The 18785-nt window shown below is 52.9% G+C and carries 16 protein-coding genes; all 16 read right to left on the bottom strand.

All coding sequences use genetic code 11. From position 1 onward, the window contains the following. Positions 1 to 6: 6 nt before the first annotated feature. The 16 genes from dnaE to rpsB all read right to left on the bottom strand — a co-directional run bounded on the left by dnaE (position 7) and on the right by rpsB (position 18483). Positions 7 to 3489, bottom strand: a complete 3483-nt coding sequence (gene dnaE, locus BJP35_RS08765; protein ID WP_014168715.1) for a DNA polymerase III subunit alpha — start codon at positions 3487 to 3489, stop codon at positions 7 to 9. 38 nt (positions 3490 to 3527) lie between these two features. Continuing rightward, positions 3528 to 4124: a ribonuclease HII gene (gene rnhB, locus BJP35_RS08760; RefSeq protein WP_014168714.1), complete on the bottom strand. Its 597-nt coding sequence runs from the start codon at positions 4122 to 4124 to the stop codon at positions 3528 to 3530. After that, positions 4121 to 5269, bottom strand: a complete 1149-nt coding sequence (gene lpxB / locus BJP35_RS08755; RefSeq protein ID WP_032681631.1) for a lipid-A-disaccharide synthase — start codon at positions 5267 to 5269, stop codon at positions 4121 to 4123. The genes rnhB and lpxB overlap by 4 nt, the downstream gene beginning before the upstream one ends. Then, positions 5269 to 6057 carry an acyl-ACP--UDP-N-acetylglucosamine O-acyltransferase gene (lpxA, locus tag BJP35_RS08750; protein WP_020882620.1) on the bottom strand — a complete coding sequence of 263 codons (789 nt, stop codon included), beginning with the start codon at positions 6055 to 6057 and terminating at the stop codon, positions 5269 to 5271. Before lpxA ends, lpxB begins: the two co-directional genes overlap by 1 nt. Before the next feature lie 3 nt (positions 6058 to 6060). Then, complete coding sequence (gene fabZ / locus BJP35_RS08745; RefSeq protein ID WP_010426706.1) at positions 6061 to 6516, bottom strand: 3-hydroxyacyl-ACP dehydratase FabZ; 456 nt, start codon at positions 6514 to 6516, stop codon at positions 6061 to 6063. A 103-nt stretch (positions 6517 to 6619) separates the two neighbouring features. Further along, positions 6620 to 7645, bottom strand: a complete 1026-nt coding sequence (lpxD, locus tag BJP35_RS08740) for a UDP-3-O-(3-hydroxymyristoyl)glucosamine N-acyltransferase (protein ID WP_014168709.1) — start codon at positions 7643 to 7645, stop codon at positions 6620 to 6622. A 3-nt stretch (positions 7646 to 7648) separates the two neighbouring features. Beyond that, entirely contained in the window at positions 7649 to 8143 is a 495-nt protein-coding gene (gene skp, locus BJP35_RS08735; protein ID WP_020882619.1) for a molecular chaperone Skp, read from the bottom strand. Positions 8144 to 8265: 122 nt separating this feature from the next. Continuing rightward, positions 8266 to 10683, bottom strand: coding sequence for an outer membrane protein assembly factor BamA (gene bamA, locus BJP35_RS08730; protein ID WP_014168707.1), 2418 nt, complete (start codon positions 10681 to 10683; stop codon positions 8266 to 8268). A 31-nt stretch (positions 10684 to 10714) separates the two neighbouring features. Further along, the gene (gene rseP, locus BJP35_RS08725) at positions 10715 to 12067 is read right to left on the bottom strand and encodes a sigma E protease regulator RseP (protein ID WP_086463034.1); all 1353 of its coding nucleotides are present in this window, start codon (positions 12065 to 12067) and stop codon (positions 10715 to 10717) included. A gap of 11 nt (positions 12068 to 12078) precedes the next feature. Then, positions 12079 to 12936 carry a phosphatidate cytidylyltransferase gene (gene cdsA / locus BJP35_RS08720; RefSeq protein WP_032679640.1) on the bottom strand — a complete coding sequence of 286 codons (858 nt, stop codon included), beginning with the start codon at positions 12934 to 12936 and terminating at the stop codon, positions 12079 to 12081. Between the two features lie 12 nt (positions 12937 to 12948). Continuing rightward, a complete protein-coding gene (gene ispU, locus BJP35_RS08715; protein ID WP_014168704.1) occupies positions 12949 to 13707 on the bottom strand; it encodes a (2E,6E)-farnesyl-diphosphate-specific ditrans,polycis-undecaprenyl-diphosphate synthase in 759 nt (252 codons plus the stop codon). Between the two features lie 186 nt (positions 13708 to 13893). Further along, the gene (gene ispC / locus BJP35_RS08710) at positions 13894 to 15093 is read right to left on the bottom strand and encodes a 1-deoxy-D-xylulose-5-phosphate reductoisomerase (protein ID WP_020882617.1); all 1200 of its coding nucleotides are present in this window, start codon (positions 15091 to 15093) and stop codon (positions 13894 to 13896) included. 95 nt (positions 15094 to 15188) lie between these two features. Beyond that, positions 15189 to 15746: a ribosome recycling factor gene (frr, locus tag BJP35_RS08705; RefSeq protein WP_014168702.1), complete on the bottom strand. Its 558-nt coding sequence runs from the start codon at positions 15744 to 15746 to the stop codon at positions 15189 to 15191. Between the two features lie 166 nt (positions 15747 to 15912). Next, positions 15913 to 16638 (bottom strand): UMP kinase, encoded by a 726-nt coding sequence (pyrH, locus tag BJP35_RS08700; RefSeq protein ID WP_003856194.1) that lies wholly within the window; start codon positions 16636 to 16638, stop codon positions 15913 to 15915. Positions 16639 to 16788: 150 nt separating this feature from the next. Continuing rightward, a complete protein-coding gene (gene tsf, locus BJP35_RS08695) occupies positions 16789 to 17640 on the bottom strand; it encodes a translation elongation factor Ts (RefSeq protein WP_008501911.1) in 852 nt (283 codons plus the stop codon). A gap of 117 nt (positions 17641 to 17757) precedes the next feature. Beyond that, positions 17758 to 18483 carry a 30S ribosomal protein S2 gene (gene rpsB, locus BJP35_RS08690; protein ID WP_003856207.1) on the bottom strand — a complete coding sequence of 242 codons (726 nt, stop codon included), beginning with the start codon at positions 18481 to 18483 and terminating at the stop codon, positions 17758 to 17760. Positions 18484 to 18785: the final 302 nt, after the last annotated feature.

The raw sequence follows: 18785 nt of genomic DNA, 5'->3' as shown, positions 1-18785 counted from the left end.
CCTGTATTAGTCAAACTCCAGTTCCACCTGCTCCGAACCAATGAGGCCACGGAGATCGTTAAGTAAACGATCGCTCGGAGAGACACGCCACGTTGCACCAAAGCGCAACCGCGCACGTGCATCCGCCCTCTGATAGTAGAGATGTACTGGAATTGTCCCCGAGCGGTGGGGTTCCAGAGACTGACGGAGTCGGTTTAAAAGCTGGTCATCAATTTGCCTGTCCGTCAGCGAGATAGCAAGCCCGCGAGCATATTTTTCCCGGGCTTCGTCAATGTCCATCACTTCGCGGGCGGTCATTTTAAGCCCCCCACTGAAGTCATCAAAGCTGACCTGTCCGCTGACGATAAGTATGCGGTCTTTTTCCAGCAAATGCTGGTATTTATCCAGCGCGTCGGTGAACAACATCACCTCCAGACGCCCGGAACGGTCATCCAACGTACAGATGCCGATACGATTGCCGCGCTTGGTGACCATAACCCTTGCAGCAATCACGAGCCCCGCAGCCGTGGTGATTTTACCACGTTCTGTCGGATGCATGTCTTTCAGCCTGTAGCCTCCGACATAGCGCTCAATTTCTTTGATGTACTGGGTGATGGGGTGCCCCGTCAGGTATAAGCCTAACGTTTCACGCTCTCCATCCAGCACCACCTGTTCTGGCCACGGCTGGCAGCTGGCATAAGACTGCTCTATCTGCTCTGGCTCTTCCGCCAGTACGCCAAACATATCCGCCTGACCGATCGCTTCCGCTTTGGCGTGCTGATCCGCCGCTTTCAGCGCATCGCCGAGAGAGTTCATCAGCGCGGCACGATGCGGCCCCAGCCTGTCGAACGCGCCGGACATGATCAGTTTTTCGAGCACGCGGCGGTTCAGTTTTTTGGTGTCCGTACGGGCGCAAAGATCGAACAACTCGCGGAAATAACCGCCGTTGTTACGCGCTTCGAGGATTGCCTCAATCGGGCCTTCACCCACGCCTTTTATCGCGCCAATCCCGTAAACAATTTCCCCGTGCTCATTGACGTGGAAATGATAGAGACCGGAGTTGATATCCGGCGGCAGGATCTTAAGCCCCATGCGCCAGCACTCATCGACCAGGCCAACCACCTTCTCGGTGTTGTCCATATCGGCAGTCATAACCGCCGCCATAAATTCAGCAGGATAGTGCGCTTTCAGCCACAGCGTCTGGTAAGAGACCAAAGCATAGGCTGCAGAGTGGGATTTGTTAAATCCGTACCCGGCGAATTTCTCTACCAGGTCAAAGATTTTGATCGCCAGCTCGCCATCAATACCGTTTTTTCTTGCGCCTTCTTCGAAAGTGCCGCGCTGCTTGGCCATCTCTTCCGGCTTTTTCTTACCCATCGCACGACGCAGCATGTCCGCGCCGCCAAGGGTGTAGCCAGAGAGCACCTGGGCAATCTGCATAACCTGTTCCTGGTACAGGATAATGCCGTAGGTTGGCTCCAGAACGGGCTTCAGGCACTCGTGCTGCCACTGCACATCCGGATAGGAAATCTCTTCACGCCCGTGCTTACGGTCGATAAAGTTATCTACCATCCCTGACTGTAGCGGGCCCGGACGGAACAGGGCCACCAGTGCGATCATATCTTCGAAGCAGTCAGGCTGCAGGCGCTTAATCAAATCTTTCATGCCGCGGGATTCAAGCTGGAAGACGGCGGTGGTCTCCGAGCGCTGCAGCATGTCGAAACTTTTCTTATCATCAAGCGGAATGGCCGCGATATCCAGCGGCGGCTCGCCGTTCTTCTCGCGACGGGCGTTGATCATCTCCAGCGCCCAGTTGATGATGGTGAGCGTACGCAGACCGAGGAAGTCAAACTTCACCAGCCCGGCGTATTCGACGTCGTTCTTGTCAAACTGGGTGACCGGATGCTGGCCCGCTTCATCGCAGTATAGCGGCGCAAAATCGGTGATTTTGGTCGGCGCGATAACTACCCCACCCGCATGCTTACCGGCGTTACGCGTGACGCCTTCCAGCTTGCGGGCCATGTCGATCAGCGCTTTAACTTCTTCATCGGCTTCGTAGATTTCTGGCAGCTGTGGTTCAGCTTCAAACGCTTTTGCCAGCGTCATACCTGGGTCAGGTGGCACCAGTTTAGAGATACGATCGACAAAACCGTACGGATGCCCCAGTACACGGCCAACGTCGCGAATAACCGCTTTCGCTGCCATCGTACCGAAGGTAATAATCTGCGATACCGCGTCGCGGCCGTACATGTCCGCCACGTGTTCAATAACCTGGTCGCGTTTCTCCATGCAGAAGTCGACGTCAAAGTCGGGCATCGAGACACGTTCCGGGTTAAGGAAACGTTCGAACAGCAGGTCAAATTCCAGCGGGTCGAGGTCGGTAATTTTGAGTGCATAGGCCACCAGCGAGCCCGCACCGGATCCACGCCCCGGTCCAACCGGTACGCCGTTATCCTTCGACCACTGGATAAACTCCATAACGATCAGGAAGTAGCCCGGGAAACCCATCTGGTTGATCACCTGGAGTTCAATATCCAGGCGCTCGTCATACTCCGGACGACGCTTTTTACGCTCTTCTTCATCCGGGAAGAGGAATTCCAGACGCTCTTCGAGGCCTTCTTTTGACTTCATGACCAGGAAATCTTCCGTGGTCATGTCCCCGGTCGGGAACTGCGGCAGGAAGTATTCGCCAAGGCGCACGGTGACGTTACAGCGTTTGGCTATCTCTACGCTGTTCTCCAGCGCTTCCGGGATATCGGAGAAGAGTTCGCACATCTCCTCTTCATTGCGCATGTACTGCTGCGTCGAGTAGTTGCGCGGACGTTTCGGATCGTCAAGCGTGAAGCCATCATGGATCGCGACGCGAATCTCGTGCGCGTCAAAATCGCCAGGCTCAAGGAAACGCACGTCATTGGTTGCCACCACGGGCAGGCCGCGTTCTTCAGCCAGCGCAACCGCGGCGTGCAGGTAACTCTCTTCGTCCTGCCGACCGGTGCGGATCAGCTCAAGGTAGTAACGATCCGGGAAATGTTCTTCATAGAACGACACGCACTGATCCACCAGCGCACTGTTGCCACGCAGCAGACATTTTCCGACATCACCCATACGGCCGCCGGAGATCAGCAGCAGCCCGTCGTTCAGCTCAGCCAGCCAGTCCCGGTCGATCCACGGCCCCAGTGCGCCATAGCCGCGCTGATAGGCTTTGGAGATAAGCAGAGTAAGGTTTTGATACCCTACGTTATTCATCGCTAACACGGAGATTTGCGTCAATTCATCGCCGATAAGATCGCTTTGGACGTGAAAATCCGCGCCAACGATGGGTTTCATCCCCGCGCCATGTGCCGCTCCGTAGAACTTCACCAGGCCACACAGGTTGGTAAAATCGGTGATCGCCAGCGCAGGCATGCCAAGCGAGGCCGCCTTTTTTACCAGCGGCCCGGTCTTCGCCAGCCCATCGATCATGGAGTAGTCGCTATGCACCCGCAGGTGTACGAAACGTGGTTCAGCCATCTTCAGATTCCGCGTTACTTAATTGCTTGCGTATTGATTCAGGACACCAGTCCCAGCGCGCGTTTCACCGGGCCAAAGCTGCGTCGGTGATGTTCAGTTGCGCCATGTTCAGCCAGCCTTTCCAGATGAAAGGCCGTTGGATAACCCTTATGCTGGGCGAAGCCATACTGAGGGTAAGTGAGGTCCAGCGCGGCCATTTCAGCATCACGCGTCACTTTGGCAATGATAGAAGCCGCACTGATTTCTGCGACCCGGCTATCGCCTTTCACCACCGCCATTGACGGCATCGGCAACGCAGGGCAGCGGTTTCCGTCAATCAGGACATACTCCGGGGTAATTTTCAGACCCGCCACTGCACGCTGCATCGCCAGCATAGTGGCATGCAAAATATTGAGTTCGTCGATCTCATGCGGCTCTGCACGCCCCAGGCTCCAGGCCAGCGCCTTTTCCTGAATCTCACTAAACAGCGCCAGACGGCGCTTTTCAGACAATTTTTTAGAGTCGTTTAACCCGATAATCGGGCGAGCAGGATCGAGGATCACCGCAGCGGTCACCACTGCACCCACTAACGGGCCACGACCGACTTCGTCCACACCCGCCACGAGGTGGGTGTGAGGATAAATAAATTCCATCATTTTGCTAACTCCAGCACCGCTTCAGCCGCTTGTTCATCGGCATTACAGCGGATCTGCTGATGCAGTTCGCGGAACGTATCATGCATCTGGTGGCTGGTTTTGCCGTCGGCCAGTAGCGGTAACAACGCATCGGCCAGCGCCTGCGGCTCGCACTCATCCTGCAGAAGCTCTTTTACCAGCTCGCGCCCGGCAAGCAGGTTTGGCAGAGAGACATAGTCCGTTTTCACCAGACGTTTCGCCAGCCAGAAGGTGAACGGCTTCATGCGATAGCCTACCACCATCGGGCATTTCGCCAGCATACACTCCAGCGCAGCGGTGCCCGAGGCCAGCAGTGCGGCGTCGCTTGCGACCATCGCCTCACGGCCCTTCCCGTCCAGCAGATGGACATGGAGATCCGGAGCAACGTCCGCCTTGATGCGCTCAAACTGCTCGCGACGTTTTGCATTCACCAGCGGCACAACCACTTCGAGGTCAGGATAGGTCTTGCGAAGGATTTGCGCCGTTTTCAGGAAGTCCGCGCTGAGCATCTCGACTTCTGCACCACGGCTACCGGGCAGCAGTGCCAGACAGTGCGCATCATGAGGAATACCCAGCACATCGCGCGCCGCGTTTTTATCCGGATCCAGCGGCATTGCATCCGCCATGGTATGACCGATAAAACGGCACGGGACATTAAATTTGTCGTAAAACGCTTTTTCGAAAGGCAGAAAAGCCAGCACCAGGTTGGTTGACCGTCCGATTTTGAAAACGCGTTTCTGTCGCCACGCCCAGACGGACGGACTGACATAATGAATGGTTTTGATGCCCTTCTGCTTCAGATTCCCTTCGAGGGTAATGTTGAAATCCGGTGCATCGATACCGACAAACACATCAGGTTTGAGTTCGGTAAAGCGACGGGTGAGATCGGCACGAATGTGCAGCAGACGACGCAGGCGACCCAGCACCTCAACGATGCCCATCACAGCCAGCTCTTCCATTTCATACCAGGCTTCACAGCCTTCGGCCTGCATCAGCGGGCCAGCAACGCCTACAAAGCGCGCATTGGGTACCCGGGCCTTAAGTGCGCGGATAAGACCTGCACCAAGAATATCGCCGGAGGTTTCTCCGGCGACCAGGGCTATCGTAAGCGGACGACTGTCGACCATTAACGAATCAGACCCCTTGTGGAACGGTCAAAGAACGTCATGAACTCGTTCACTTCAGGGTGCTTTTCCGCCAGCTCGGCAATTTCCGGCTTCGCCTCTTCCAGCGTTTTACCGCTACGGTACAACAGTTTGTACGCGTTGCGGATTGCAGTAATCGCTTCGCGGCTAAAGCCACGACGCTTGAGGCCTTCGATGTTCACGCCAAACGGCGTGGCATGGTTACCCTGCGCAATGACGAACGGTGGGACATCCTGCGCCACACCGGAGCATCCGCCGACCATCACGTGTGCACCAATGATGCAGAACTGATGGACTGCGGTCATGCCGCCAATAATTGCGAAATCATCTACCGATACGTGTCCTGCCAGCGTTGCGTTGTTGGCAAGAATACAGCGGTTACCTACCGTACAGTCGTGCGCGATATGCGCATTAACCATAAACAGGTTGTCGCTGCCCACCTTCGTCAATCCACCACCCTGTACTGTTCCACGATGAATGGTGACGCTTTCGCGAATGCGGTTACGATCGCCGATTTCCAGACGGGTCGACTCACCAGCATATTTAAGATCCTGGTTTACTTCGCCGATGGAAGCGAACTGATAGATCTCGTTATTGCAGCCAATAGTCGTATGACCATTCACGACAACATGAGATTTCAGTACTGTACCCTCACCAATTTCGACATGGGGTCCAACAATACAAAATGGGCCAATATGGACGTTAGCACCAATAATGGCACCGACTTCCACAATGGCGGTAGGATGAATAAAGGCGGATTTATCAATCACGTATCAAGACTCCCGGCTACGAGCACACATCATAGTCGCTTCGCAAACAACTTTGCCGTCAACCAGAGCTACGCCTTTGAAGCGAGTCAGGCCGCGACGCGTTTTTTCAAAAGTGACTTCCATGATCATCTGATCACCAGGCACGACAGGACGCTTGAAGCGCGCTTCATCGATACCCGCGAAGTAGTACAGCTCACCCGGCTCCAGTTTGCCCACGCTTTTAAACGCAAGAATACCGGTAGCCTGTGCCATCGCTTCCAGAATCAACACACCCGGGAAGATAGGTTTACCCGGGAAGTGTCCCTGGAAGAACGGCTCGTTCACGGAAACATTTTTCACTGCGCGCAGAAAACGACCTTCTTCAAAATCCAGCACACGGTCTACCAGCAAAAACGGGTAGCGGTGCGGCAGAAGTTCTAAAATCTCTTCAATATGCAGAGTATGAGTGTCAGTAGTCAAAATACTCTTCCTGTCAAAATGTACTGATAAAAATAATAACACGGCCTGCCGGTTTATAAGAAAGCCGACAGGCCGGGGAATATAGCATTAAACGGATGAACGCTTAGTCTTGTTGATCGATTTTGCGCTCAAGAGACTTGAGTCGCTTGCTCATATCATCAATATTCATCACCAGAGCAGCTGTTTTACGCCATACCTTGTTGGGTTGCAGCGGGATGCCAGAGGAATAGACGCCAGGTTCGGTGATAGGACGCATTACCATGCCCATTCCTGTCACGGTCACCTTGTCGCATATTTCCATATGGCCATTAATCACGCTCGCACCGCCGATCATGCAGTAACGGCCAATTTTCAGGCTGCCCGCCATGATAACGCCACCCGCAACCGCGGTATTGTCGCCAATCACAACGTTATGCGCAATCTGGCACTGATTATCGATGATAACACCATTGCCAATAATCGTATCGTCAAGTGCACCACGGTCAATGGTGGTACAAGCACCGATCTCAACACGATCGCCGATAATCACGCGACCAAGCTGTGGGATCTTAACCCAATTACCACGATCGTTAGCGTAGCCAAAGCCATCAGAACCAATCACTGTGCTGGACTGAATGAGGCAATTTTCGCCAATTTCTACTTCATGGTAAACAGACACGTTGGCCCATAAACGGGTCCCGGCGCCGATTTTCGTATTTTTCCCAACGAAGCAACCTGGACCAATGACAACGTTATCGCCCAGCACCACGCCAGATTCGATAACGGCATTTGCGCCAACTGCCACGTTGTGACCAAGCTGAGCCGTCGGATCAATCGCTGCACTGGCAGCAATGTCCTGCGCCGGCTGCGGCGTGGAATCAAGAATTTGTGCCATGCGTGCATACGTCAGGTAGGGATTTTTCACTACCAACGCGCTTCCAGTGGCAAACGGAAGATCGTCCTGCGTCAGAACAACAGCTGACGCCTGGCATTGAGCCAGTTGCTCACGGTACTTAGGGCTTACCATGAAGGTAATAGTGCCGGCTTTAGCAGATTGCATGGACGCAACAGCGGTGATGACGAGATCGCCATCACCGTGTAATTCTGCATCCAACTGCTGAGCTAAATCAGCCAGTCGAATTGAAGGCATTACTTATTTAACCTGTTTCAGAACATCAGCGGTGATGTCTTTAACATCGCTGCTGTTGAAAGCAACGGCATTCGCATCAACAACCAGATCGATGCTCTGATCGGCAGCAACTGCTTTAACAGCAGTCTGAATGCGAGTCACCAGCTTGCCACGCTCTTCGTTAGAACGACGCTGACGATCCTGCTCGAAAGCCTGCGCTTTCTGGGAGAACGTCTGACGCTGAGCCATTACGTCTTTTTCCAGCTTGCTACGGTCGCTCGCTTTCATGGTAGAACCATCACGCTGCAGACGCTGCATTTTGGACTGAAGATCGTTTTCCATACCCTGCAGTTCGCTTGCACGGCCTTTGAATTCGTTTTCCAGCGTCGCAGAAACACCTGTTTTCTGTGCAACCTGCTGGAACAAATTACCCATGTTGACGATTGCAATTTTGTCTGCTGCCTGAGCAGAGGTTGCCATCGCTAAACCGAGACCTGCAGCTAATAACCACTTTTTCACAATTAACTCCTTACCATCCCATTGGCACCAGAAGGTACCGTTCTTTGCGTGGCAAGGCGATCGTGTTACCGATCGCCAGTTGTCAGCGCTACACTGCCAACGCATTCCATTGCAGCGGATTATTACCAGGTTTTACCAATGTTAAACTGGAATTGCTCCGCTTTGTCTCCATCGTATTTCTTAAACGGCTGGGCGTAAGAGAAGACCAACGGCCCCAGCGGTGACATCCATTGTAATGCGATACCTGCAGACATGCGAATATTGCTCGGATCGCTGTAGTCTGGTACGCCTGCCGCACGCATCTGGGCAGTATTCTCCCAGTTGGTATCCCATACAGTACCGGCATCCCAGAAGATGGATGTACGGACTGAGTTTGCGTATTTATCACTGATGAACGGCGTTGGTGTGATGAACTCCAGGCTAGCAACGGCCATGGCGTTACCGCCCACCGCATCATCAGAGCTACAGACTTCAGAAGACGACGATTTATTACAGTTATCGGTGTCGTTACCGCCGTAATAGACCGCTTTCGGACCAATGTTGTTGGACTGGAAGCCACGGACGGTGCTGGAACCACCGGCGTAGAAGTTCTCATAGAATGGCAGTTCTTTGCCACCTAAACCATCGCCATAGCCCCAACGGGTACGACCCAGGACTACCCACTTGTGGTCGTCATCAATTGGGAAGTAGGACGCGGTGTCCAGCGTTACCTTGTAGAACTCGTTATCAGACCCCGGAACGGTCACTTTACCGTTCAGGTTGACACGAGAACCTTCCGTCGGGAAGTAACCACGGTCGAGACGGTTATAGGTCCAGCCATAGTTGAAGGTGAAGTCATCAGCAGCAAAGCCGTTGTTGTCCCCATTTTTACTGGTTGACTGGCCAATAGAGTCCAGATAACGCCACATCGCCACCTGCGGTTGCATGTTGGACAGGTCGTTATGCACATAACCTAAACCAGCGCGCAGCGAGTTGTATTCGTTAACCGGGAAGCCGAGCGTGCCATCTACACCGTAGCTCTTGTTGGTGTAAGAAGACAGATCCGCGTCATCTGCTTTAAAGTCGTTATAGAAGATACGACCGCCCAGGCTCACACCATCTACGGTGAAGTATGGGTTGGTAACAGAGAACTCAGAGTAGGTCTGGTAGTCGTTTTTGGTACCGTTGATACCTACGGAGTAACCCGTACCCAGCCAGTTATCCTGCTGTACGCCGACCTGGAAGCTGACGCCACTTTCAGTACCGTAGCCCACACCGAAGTTAAAGCTACCGGTGTTACGCTCTTTGACTTTATACACGACATCAACCTGATCCGGGCTGCCCGGAACACGCTGGGTATCGGTATCAACCGTTTCGAAATAGCCCAGACGGTTCAGACGCTCTTTACCCTGATCAACAAGGTCGCTACCTAACCATGCGCCTTCCATCTGACGCATTTCGCGACGCAGGACGGAATCTTTGGAGGTGTCGTTACCTTCGAAGCGGATCTTACGCACGTAGAAACGGTTACCCGCATCAACGTTAACGTGAAGCTTCACAGTTTTATCCGCGTCGTTGATTTCAGGCTGAGTTTGTACACGCGGATAAGCATAACCATAGCGGCCGAGCAGCTTCTTAATGCTGTCTTCCATTTTGGTCACTTTAGACCCGCTATACAGCTCGCCCGGCTGAATTTTAGTCAGCGATTCGATCTCAGCAGAATGGCCTGCCAGGTTACCACTCACGTCAACACCAGAAAGCTTGTACTGATCGCCTTCTGTGATGTTAATCGTAATGTAGATGCCTTTCTTGTCTGGCGTCAGACTGACCTGAGTCGAGTCGATGTTGAAACGGGCATAACCGCGATCCAGATAGTAGCTGCGCAGGGTTTCAAGGTCGCCCGCCAGTTTCTGCTTCTGGTATTTACGATCGCCCACCACGTTCCACCATGGCACTTCGTCGCGCAGCTGGAACGTAGAGATCAGTTCATCGGTGCTGAACGCGTGGTTACCCACGATGTTGATCTGCTGGATCTTCGCAGAAACACCCTCCTGGAAGACCAGTTTCAGGTCAACACGGTTACGTGGCAACGGCGTCACAACCGCTTTCACGCTGGCACTGTATTTACCCACGCTGTAATAGAAGTCTTCCAGACCTTTTTCTATGTCTGAAAGGGTTGTGCGGTCCAGAGATTCCCCCACACGTACGCCAGATGCTTCAAGGTTCTGCTTGAGCATGTCATCTTTCACCGACTTGTTACCGGAGAAGGTGATACTGGCGATCGTCGGACGTTCTTTTACCTGAACCAGAAGCGTATCACCATCGCGCAGGACGCGGACATCCTCGAAGTTGCCAGTGGCAAACAGAGCACGGATGGTGTTACTGATGTCATCATCATTAACCGTATCGCCGGGGCGCACAGGCATACTGAGGAGGGCCGCACCAACGGCGACACGCTGAAGGCCTTCGAAATGAATGTCTTTCACTACGAACCCGTCAGCACCGTATACGGTGGCGCTGCTAAACAGCAGCGACGCTATGAGCAACTTTTTCATCGCCATCGTTATTATGCGTTCTTCCTAACTAACTCTCTTACAACCGAGAGAAATCATTGAAAAGTGCAAGCCCCATTAACAGCACCAGCAAAATCGAGCCAATGCGATAACTAAAGTCTTGAACTCGCTCGGATACCGGCCCGCCTTTTAGCTTTTCAATCGCCAAAAACAGCAGATGACCCCCGTCTAAAACGGGAAGCGGGAACAGGTTGATTATCCCAAGGTTCACGCTAATGAGCGCAAGAAACATGAGATAGTAAATCACCCCGAATTCCGCTGACATCCCAGCCCCCTGAGCTATTGAAATTGGCCCACTGAGGTTGTTCAGTTTCACATCACCGGTTATCAATTTCCCCAACATGTTTACCGTCAGCTTCATCAGTTGCCATGTTTTATCCGTGGCTTCAAGGATGGCGCTGAACGGCCCATACTGGCGTATTGTCTTGTACTCATCTGGCAGCGGGATGACTTTCGGCACAACGCCTGCAAACCCTTCTGCCTTTTTGCCGACCGACTTCGTATCCGGAGTCAGCGTCAGCGAAAGCGGACTGCCCTGCCTTTCAACTTCCAGCGCGAGCGACGTGCCCGGATTATCGCGCACCAGAGTAACAAAGGTCATCCACTCTGTTAATGGTTGACCATCGACTTTAACGATCCTGTCGCCCGCTTGCAAACCTGCTTTGCTGGCAGCCGAGTTTGCCTGTACTTCGGCTAATACCGGCTCAATCTGCGCACCGCGTGGACGAATGCCCAGCGCAGAGACGGGATCTTCTTTGTCTGGCTCGAAACGCCAGTGACGTAAATCGAGCACTTTGTCCTGCCGCTGGTCAGAACCAAACGGCGACACGCTGAATGTTGTCTGCCGATCGCCAATTTTGGCTACCAGCTGCAGACGCACGGCATCCCAATCAGGGGTTTCGATGCCATCAATCGCTTTAAGTTCCATCCCCGGCGTAATTTGCGCACTCGCCGCGATGGAATCAGGCGCAATTTCACCCACAACCGGACGCACGCCAGGCACGCCGATGATAAACACCAGCCAGTAGGCAAAAACAGCAAAGATGAAGTTGGCTACCGGCCCGGCAGCGATGATGGCGGCGCGTTGTCCAACGGTTTTGTTGTTGAATGCGCTGTGTCGTAGCTCAGGGGCGACAGGCTCAACGCGTTCGTCGAGCATCCTAACGTAGCCGCCAAGCGGGATAAGAGCGATGACAAATTCTGTGCCGTGGCGGTCAGTGCGCGTCCAGAGTGATTTACCAAAACCGATGGAAAACCGCTCTACCCGCACACCGCAACGGCGAGCAACCCAGAAATGGCCAAATTCATGCACGGTAATCAGTACACCCAGTGCAACAATGAACGCCGCCAGATTCCAGAGAATGCTCAGCATAAAACCTTCCGTTAAATCGTCCCGAATACCAGTAAAAGCAAGCACGCAAACACTGGAACAGCCGCTGTCAGGCTATCAATGCGATCCAGTATACCGCCATGTCCTGGAATCAGGTGTCCGCTGTCCTTAATCCCTGCTTCACGCTTAAACATACTTTCGGTTAAATCACCGAGTACCGAGGCCAGCGCAGCAAAAATAGAGCACACCAGCAGTATTGACGGTGCCACTTCCAGATTCGCCCAGACGCCATAGCCCCAGGAAATGATTGCTGCCGTAAACAGGCCGCCGATGAATCCTTGCCAGGTTTTGCCCGGAGACACTTTTGGCGCCAGTTTATGTTTGCCAAACAGTTTACCAAACATATAGGCCCCAGAGTCAGCCCCCCAGACGAGAATCATCACATAAAGCAGCCAGATCGCGCCGCTGTAGTGGTTTTCGTCATAGTGCCAGGCGCGCAGTGCGACCATACCCCAGAAAAAAGGAACAATTGTGAGCAGGCCAAAAATAAGACGCAACACTTTTGAATTACGCCAGAATGCCGCGGAACCTGGGTAAAAAAGCACCAGCAGCAGCGCGGCAACCCACCAGCCCAGCGATACCCAAAGGGAACCGGCAACCAGCGGTTGGTGAATATCATGGTGATATTCAGGCAAGGTAAACAGCATCAGGGCCAGGATAAAGCCACAGAGTACCGCCAGCCATACCCGCTGAGTGCGCGAGGTAAAGCCGCTAAACTGACCCCATTCCCACGCGGCGAGCATGCAGACCACCAGCGTCAAAATAGCGAATCCCACCGGGGGCAGTAAAAACAGCGCCGCAATGACAATGGGTATTAATACAAAAGCGGAAATCAGGCGATACTTCAGCAAAAGCTACCCCCATCAGGCTTTGTCGCCACCTGGCTCGGTGCCGCCGAAACGACGCTCTCGATTGGCAAAGGCATGCAGCGCACCTTCAAAGTCTTGTTCATCAAAATCGGGCCAAAGAACATCAGTAAAGTAAAGTTCGGCGTAGGCAATTTGCCACAGCAAAAAGTTACTGATGCGATGTTCTCCCCCTGTCCTAATTACCAAATCCACAGGTGCCAGTTCATTCATGCAGATTTGCTTACTCAGCGCCTCTTCATCAATTTGGTCGGGTCTCAACAGCCCTTCCTGAACCTGTTCGGCCAGATGCCGAACGCCCTGGATAATATCCCAGCGTCCACCGTAATTCGCCGCGATATTGAGCGTCAGACCGGTATTATTTTCAGTCAGCGCTTCTGCTTTACGAATCCGTTCCTGCAAACGTGAGTTAAAACGACTGGTTTCGCCGATAATACGCAGACGGACGTTGTGGCGGTGCAGGCTTTTTACTTCGCTATCGAGCGCCCACACAAACAATTCCATCAACGCGGTCACTTCCTGCGGCGGTCGATTCCAGTTTTCACTGCTAAAAGCATAGAGCGTTAACGCATCAATGCCGTTATTGGCGGCAAAAGAAACGGCGCGGCGAACAGATTTCGCCCCAGCTTTATGCCCAAAGGCTCGTATCTTCCCTTGTCTTTTCGCCCAGCGGCCGTTGCCATCCATAATGATTGCTACATGACGGCAGCCATGAGCTGGCAAGTTTTCGCTTATTGGTTGATTCGCAGACAACATAACGCGTTTTTGGTCCCTGAAAAGGATTTAACGGTACTCAGGAATACTGAAGCCTATACGTAAAAAAGCCGTGTCAAACCACGGCTTACCTGACCACGTAAAGTCAAATACCTGCGATCAGGTGGCGCAGACTATATCACTGAAGCCCAACGCTAACAAATAGCACAACCACTAGTGCTTGCTTTATCACCAGCTTGCGAGGCGTGTCACCTGCTTACGTGCAATAACGCGAGCCTGTGCATCCACCGCCAGCACCTCTTCCACGCTTTGTGGTTCGCGCAAATCCATCATTTCCAGTACCGATAAATTCAACGTCGCAATATCGGTAAAGCGGATCTGCTGATTCAGAAATGCCTCAACGGTAATTTCATTAGCTGCATTAAGTGCCGTCGTCGCCGCCTGCCCCTGGTCAAAGGCTTTCATCGCAAGCTTCAGACACGGATAACGATCGTAGTCCGGTTCGCTAAAGGTCAGTGAACTCAGCTTGCAAAAATCGAGCGGTTTCGCCCCGGACTTCACCCGATTCGGCCACGCCATGGCATGCGCGATAGGCGTGCGCATGTCCGGTTCGCCCAGTTGCGCAAGGACGCTGCCATCCTGATAGCGCACCATCGAGTGAATCACCGATTGCGGGTGGATCAGCACTTCCATCTGTTTCGCCGACGCATTGAACAGCCAGCGCGCTTCAATGTATTCCAGACCTTTGTTCATCATGGTGGCGGAGTCAACGGAGATTTTACGCCCCATTGACCAGTTCGGATGACGGCACGCCTGCTCAGGCGTCATTGCGCTCAGTTCAGACAGTGGCGTTTCACGGAACGGGCCACCTGACCCGGTAAGCAAAATCGATACAACGCCATTCTGCTCCAGGTCAGCGTACCCCAGGTTCTGTTGAAAAGGTTGCGGTAAACTCTGAAAAATCGCGTTGTGCTCGCTGTCGACCGGTAAAAGACGCGCCCCGCGCTGCTTCACCGCCTCCATAAAGAGACGTCCGCAGGTCACCAGCGACTCTTTGTTAGCCAGCAGAACCTCTTTACCGGCATCAATAGCGGCAAGCGTCGGTAGCAGCCCTGCAGCCCCGACGATTGCCGCCATGACCTGATCAACCTCATCCAGCGCAGCCATGTCGCAGGCCGCCTGCTGGCCACTCAGGACCTCGGTACGACAGCCTTTCTCACGCAACTGCGCGGTGAGCAGGCGGGCGCTCTCTTCGTCATCCATAACCGCATAGCGAGGCGTAAACTCCAGGCACTGTTCGATCATACGCTGCACATTCTTACCGGCCACCAGCGCGGTCACGGTGTAATGTTCAGGATTATGGCGAACAACGTCGAGAGTGCTGCAACCAATAGAGCCGGTTGAGCCAAGGAGTGTTAAATGCTTCATGAGATGCCCGAAAAAAGTTAGACCAGATAAAAGCAAAACGCCGCCAGCAAGACCCGAAGTCCTTCTGAACGGCGTTTATCAGTGTACGACAGAAATCAGAACTGCATCAGTTCCGCTTCTTTATCTGCCAGCGCCGCATCAATTTTCTTGATCGCAGCATCCGTCATCTTCTGAATGTCGTCCTGAGAACGACGATCGTCATCTTCACTGATCTCTTTTTCTTTCAGCAGCGCTTTGAGTTTATCGTTCGCATCACGACGTACGTTACGCACGGATACGCGACCCTGCTCAGCTTCACCACGAACAACTTTGATCAGGTCTTTACGACGTTCTTCCGTCAGTGGAGGCAGTGGAACGCGAATGTCAGCGCCCGCAGAGCTTGGGTTCAGACCCAGGTCAGACGCCATGATCGCTTTCTCAACCGCTGGGCTCATAGAACGATCGAAGACGTTGATTTTCAGCGTACGGGTATCTTCAACGGTAACACTCGCAAGCTGACGCAGTGGCGTTGGCGTGCCGTAGTATTCTACGATGATGCCATCCAGCAGGCTTGGGGAAGCACGGCCAGTACGGATTTTGCTGATTTGGGTTTTGAACGCTTCTACGCATTTTTCCATGCGTACTTCAGCATCTTTTCTGATTTCGTTAATCACGTTACGAATCCTTGAAAACTTGTCTCAGGCAGACTATCCGCCAGCACAGCGCTACAGGTGTGCTAAGTATAGTCGCGTTTAATTCTGACAACGCCAAAGGCGCGCCCAGGTAAGATACCACTACAAAATAAAGCGGAATCTTACCTGTATTTATCGCCGACGGAAATTATTCCGTGATCAAAGTGCCTTCTTTTTCACCCATGACCACGCGACGCAGTGCGCCAGGTTTGTTCATGTTGAAGACACGGATCGGCAGTTTGTGGTCACGAGCCAGCGTAAAGGCGGCAAGATCCATCACTTTCAGCTCTTTTTCCAGCACTTCGCTGTAGCTCAGCTGATCGTACATGGTGGCAGACGGATCTTTTGCCGGGTCGGCAGTAAACACGCCATCCACTTTGGTCGCTTTCAGAACCACATCGGCTTCGATCTCGATACCGCGCAGGCAGGCAGCGGAATCGGTAGTAAAGAACGGGTTACCCGTACCGGCGGAGAGGATCACCACGCGGTTGTTGCGCAGCAGGCTAATCGCCTCTGCCCAGCTGTAGTTATCGCAGACGCCATTCAATGGGATTGCGGACATCAGGCGGGCGTTCACATAGGCGCGATGAAGCGCATCACGCATTGCCAGGCCATTCATCACGGTTGCCAGCATACCCATGTGGTCGCCCACAACGCGGTTCATCCCCGCTTTCGCCAGACCAGCACCACGGAAAAGGTTGCCACCGCCAATGACCACGCCAACCTGAATACCCAGTTCGACCAGTTCTTTGATTTCCTGTGCCATGCGGTCAAGGATGCTTGCGTCAATACCGAAGCCTTCCGATCCCTGCAGCGCTTCGCCACTCAGCTTAAGCAGAATGCGTTTGTACACGGGTTTTGCATTGGTAGCCATGTTTCTTTCCTGAGACTGTCAACGATTAAGATGGGGGTTAATTCTGGCGACATGATATGTCGCATATCAGCACAGGGATACTGGAGCCTGTCTGATTTCGTGTGACGGGTGACAAAAAGAAGCCGCCCTCAGGCGGCTCCTTTTCAATCATTAAGACTGCTTGGACATTGCAGCAACTTCTGCTGCGAAGTCAGTCTCAACTTTCTCGATGCCTTCGCCCACTTCGAAGCGGATGAAGCCAGTCACGTCAGCGTTGTGCTCTTTCAGCAGCTGAGCAACAGACTTGCTTGGATCCATAACGAATGGCTGGCCAGTCAGAGAAACTTCGCCGGTGAATTTCTTCATGCGGCCTTCAACCATTTTCTCTGCGATTTCTTTTGGCTTACCAGACTGCATCGCGATGTCCAGCTGAACCTGGTACTCTTTCTCTACCACTTCAGCAGACACGTCTTCTGGCTTAACGAATTCTGGTTTGCTTGCAGCGATGTGCATAGCCAGCTGTTTAACCAGCTCTTCATCAGCGCCTTTAGCCGCAACCAGAACACCGATACGTGCACCGTGCTGGTATGAACCCAGAACGTCGCCTTCCAGAGAAGCAACACGACGGATGTTGATGTTCTCACCGATTTTAGCAACCAGAGCAACACGTTCTTCTTCGAACTGTGCTTTCAGAACTTCAACGTCAGTGATTTTGCCCGCAACAGCTGCGTCCAGAACTTTGTTAGCAAATGCCTGGAAACCACCATCTTTAGCAACGAAGTCAGTCTGGCAGTTAACTTCCAGGATGATGCCGTAGTTGCCGTCGATCTTAGTGATGATCACGCCGTCAGCAGCAACGTTGCCTGCTTTTTTAGCTGCTTTGATCGCACCGGATTTACGCATGTTTTCGATTGCCAGCTCGATGTCGCCGTTCGCTTCAGTCAGCGCTTTTTTGCAATCCATCATGCCTGCGCCAGTACGCTCGCGCAGCTCTTTTACCAGGGATGCGGTAATTTCAGCCATTCTTAAATCCTCGGGAGATGTGAACTGCCCGGCCTGCGGCCAAACAGTGTAAATTGAAAAAAGGGGCCGATAATTGGCCCCTATTCATACACGGTACTAATAAGGGGTGAAACCTTATTATTCAGCTTCTACGAAGCTTTCTTCCGCCTGAGAAGCCAGATCCTGGGAACGGCCTTCACGAACGGTAGCAGCTACAGCGCTCAGGTACAGGCTAACAGCACGGATTGCGTCGTCGTTACCCGGGATAACGAAGTCAACACCGTCCGGATCGGAGTTGGTATCAACGATAGCGAATACCGGGATACCCAGGTTGTTAGCTTCTTTGATTGCGATGTGCTCGTGGTCTGCATCGATTACGAACAGCGCGTCTGGCAGGCCGCCCATATCTTTGATACCGCCCAGGCTGTTTTCCAGCTTGTCCAGTTCACGAGTGCGCATCAGCGCTTCTTTCTTAGTCAGCTTGTCGAAAGTACCGTCCTGAGACTGGGTTTCCAGATCTTTCAGGCGCTTGATGGACTGACGAACGGTTTTCCAGTTAGTCAGCATGCCGCCCAACCAGCGATGGTTCACGAAGAACTGATCGCAGCTGTTAGCAGCATCTTTCACAGCTTCGCTTGCAGCGCGCTTAGTACCAACGAACAGAATCTTACCTTTACGGGAAGAGATCTTGTTCAGCTCAGCCAGGGCTTCGTTGAACATTGGTACAGTTTTCTCAAGGTTGATGATGTGAACTTTGTTACGTGCGCCGAAGATGAAAGGCTTCATTTTCGGGTTCCAGTAACGGGTCTGGTGACCGAAGTGAACACCAGCCTTGAGCATGTCGCGCATGGAAACAGTTGCCATGTTTAAAACCTCTATATTAAAAGTTGGGGTTATGCCTCCACGTATCCCATATTACCGACCCCGAAGGGCACCCCGGAATATGTGCCGATACGTGTGTGTTGTTACACAAAGTGAGATTTGTCGCTTCCGTCCAGCCTGTGTATCTGAAATGGATCGGAAGTCCGGCGCGCTTTATACCACAAAACACGACCAGAAACCAACAGTTGTTGGCCGAGTGTGCTGTTAATGATTCTCAATTTGGCACGGGGTGCGCCTGACTGATACCATTAACGACACTTAGACTAGTATTGTCGAAAAAATCG

The sequence above is a fragment of the Enterobacter sp. J49 genome (assembly GCF_002148625.1).
GTDB lineage: Bacteria > Pseudomonadota > Gammaproteobacteria > Enterobacterales > Enterobacteriaceae > Enterobacter > Enterobacter ludwigii.
The sequence above is the reverse complement of the archived record's forward strand: the minus strand, read 5'-3'. Positions and strand labels throughout refer to the sequence as shown.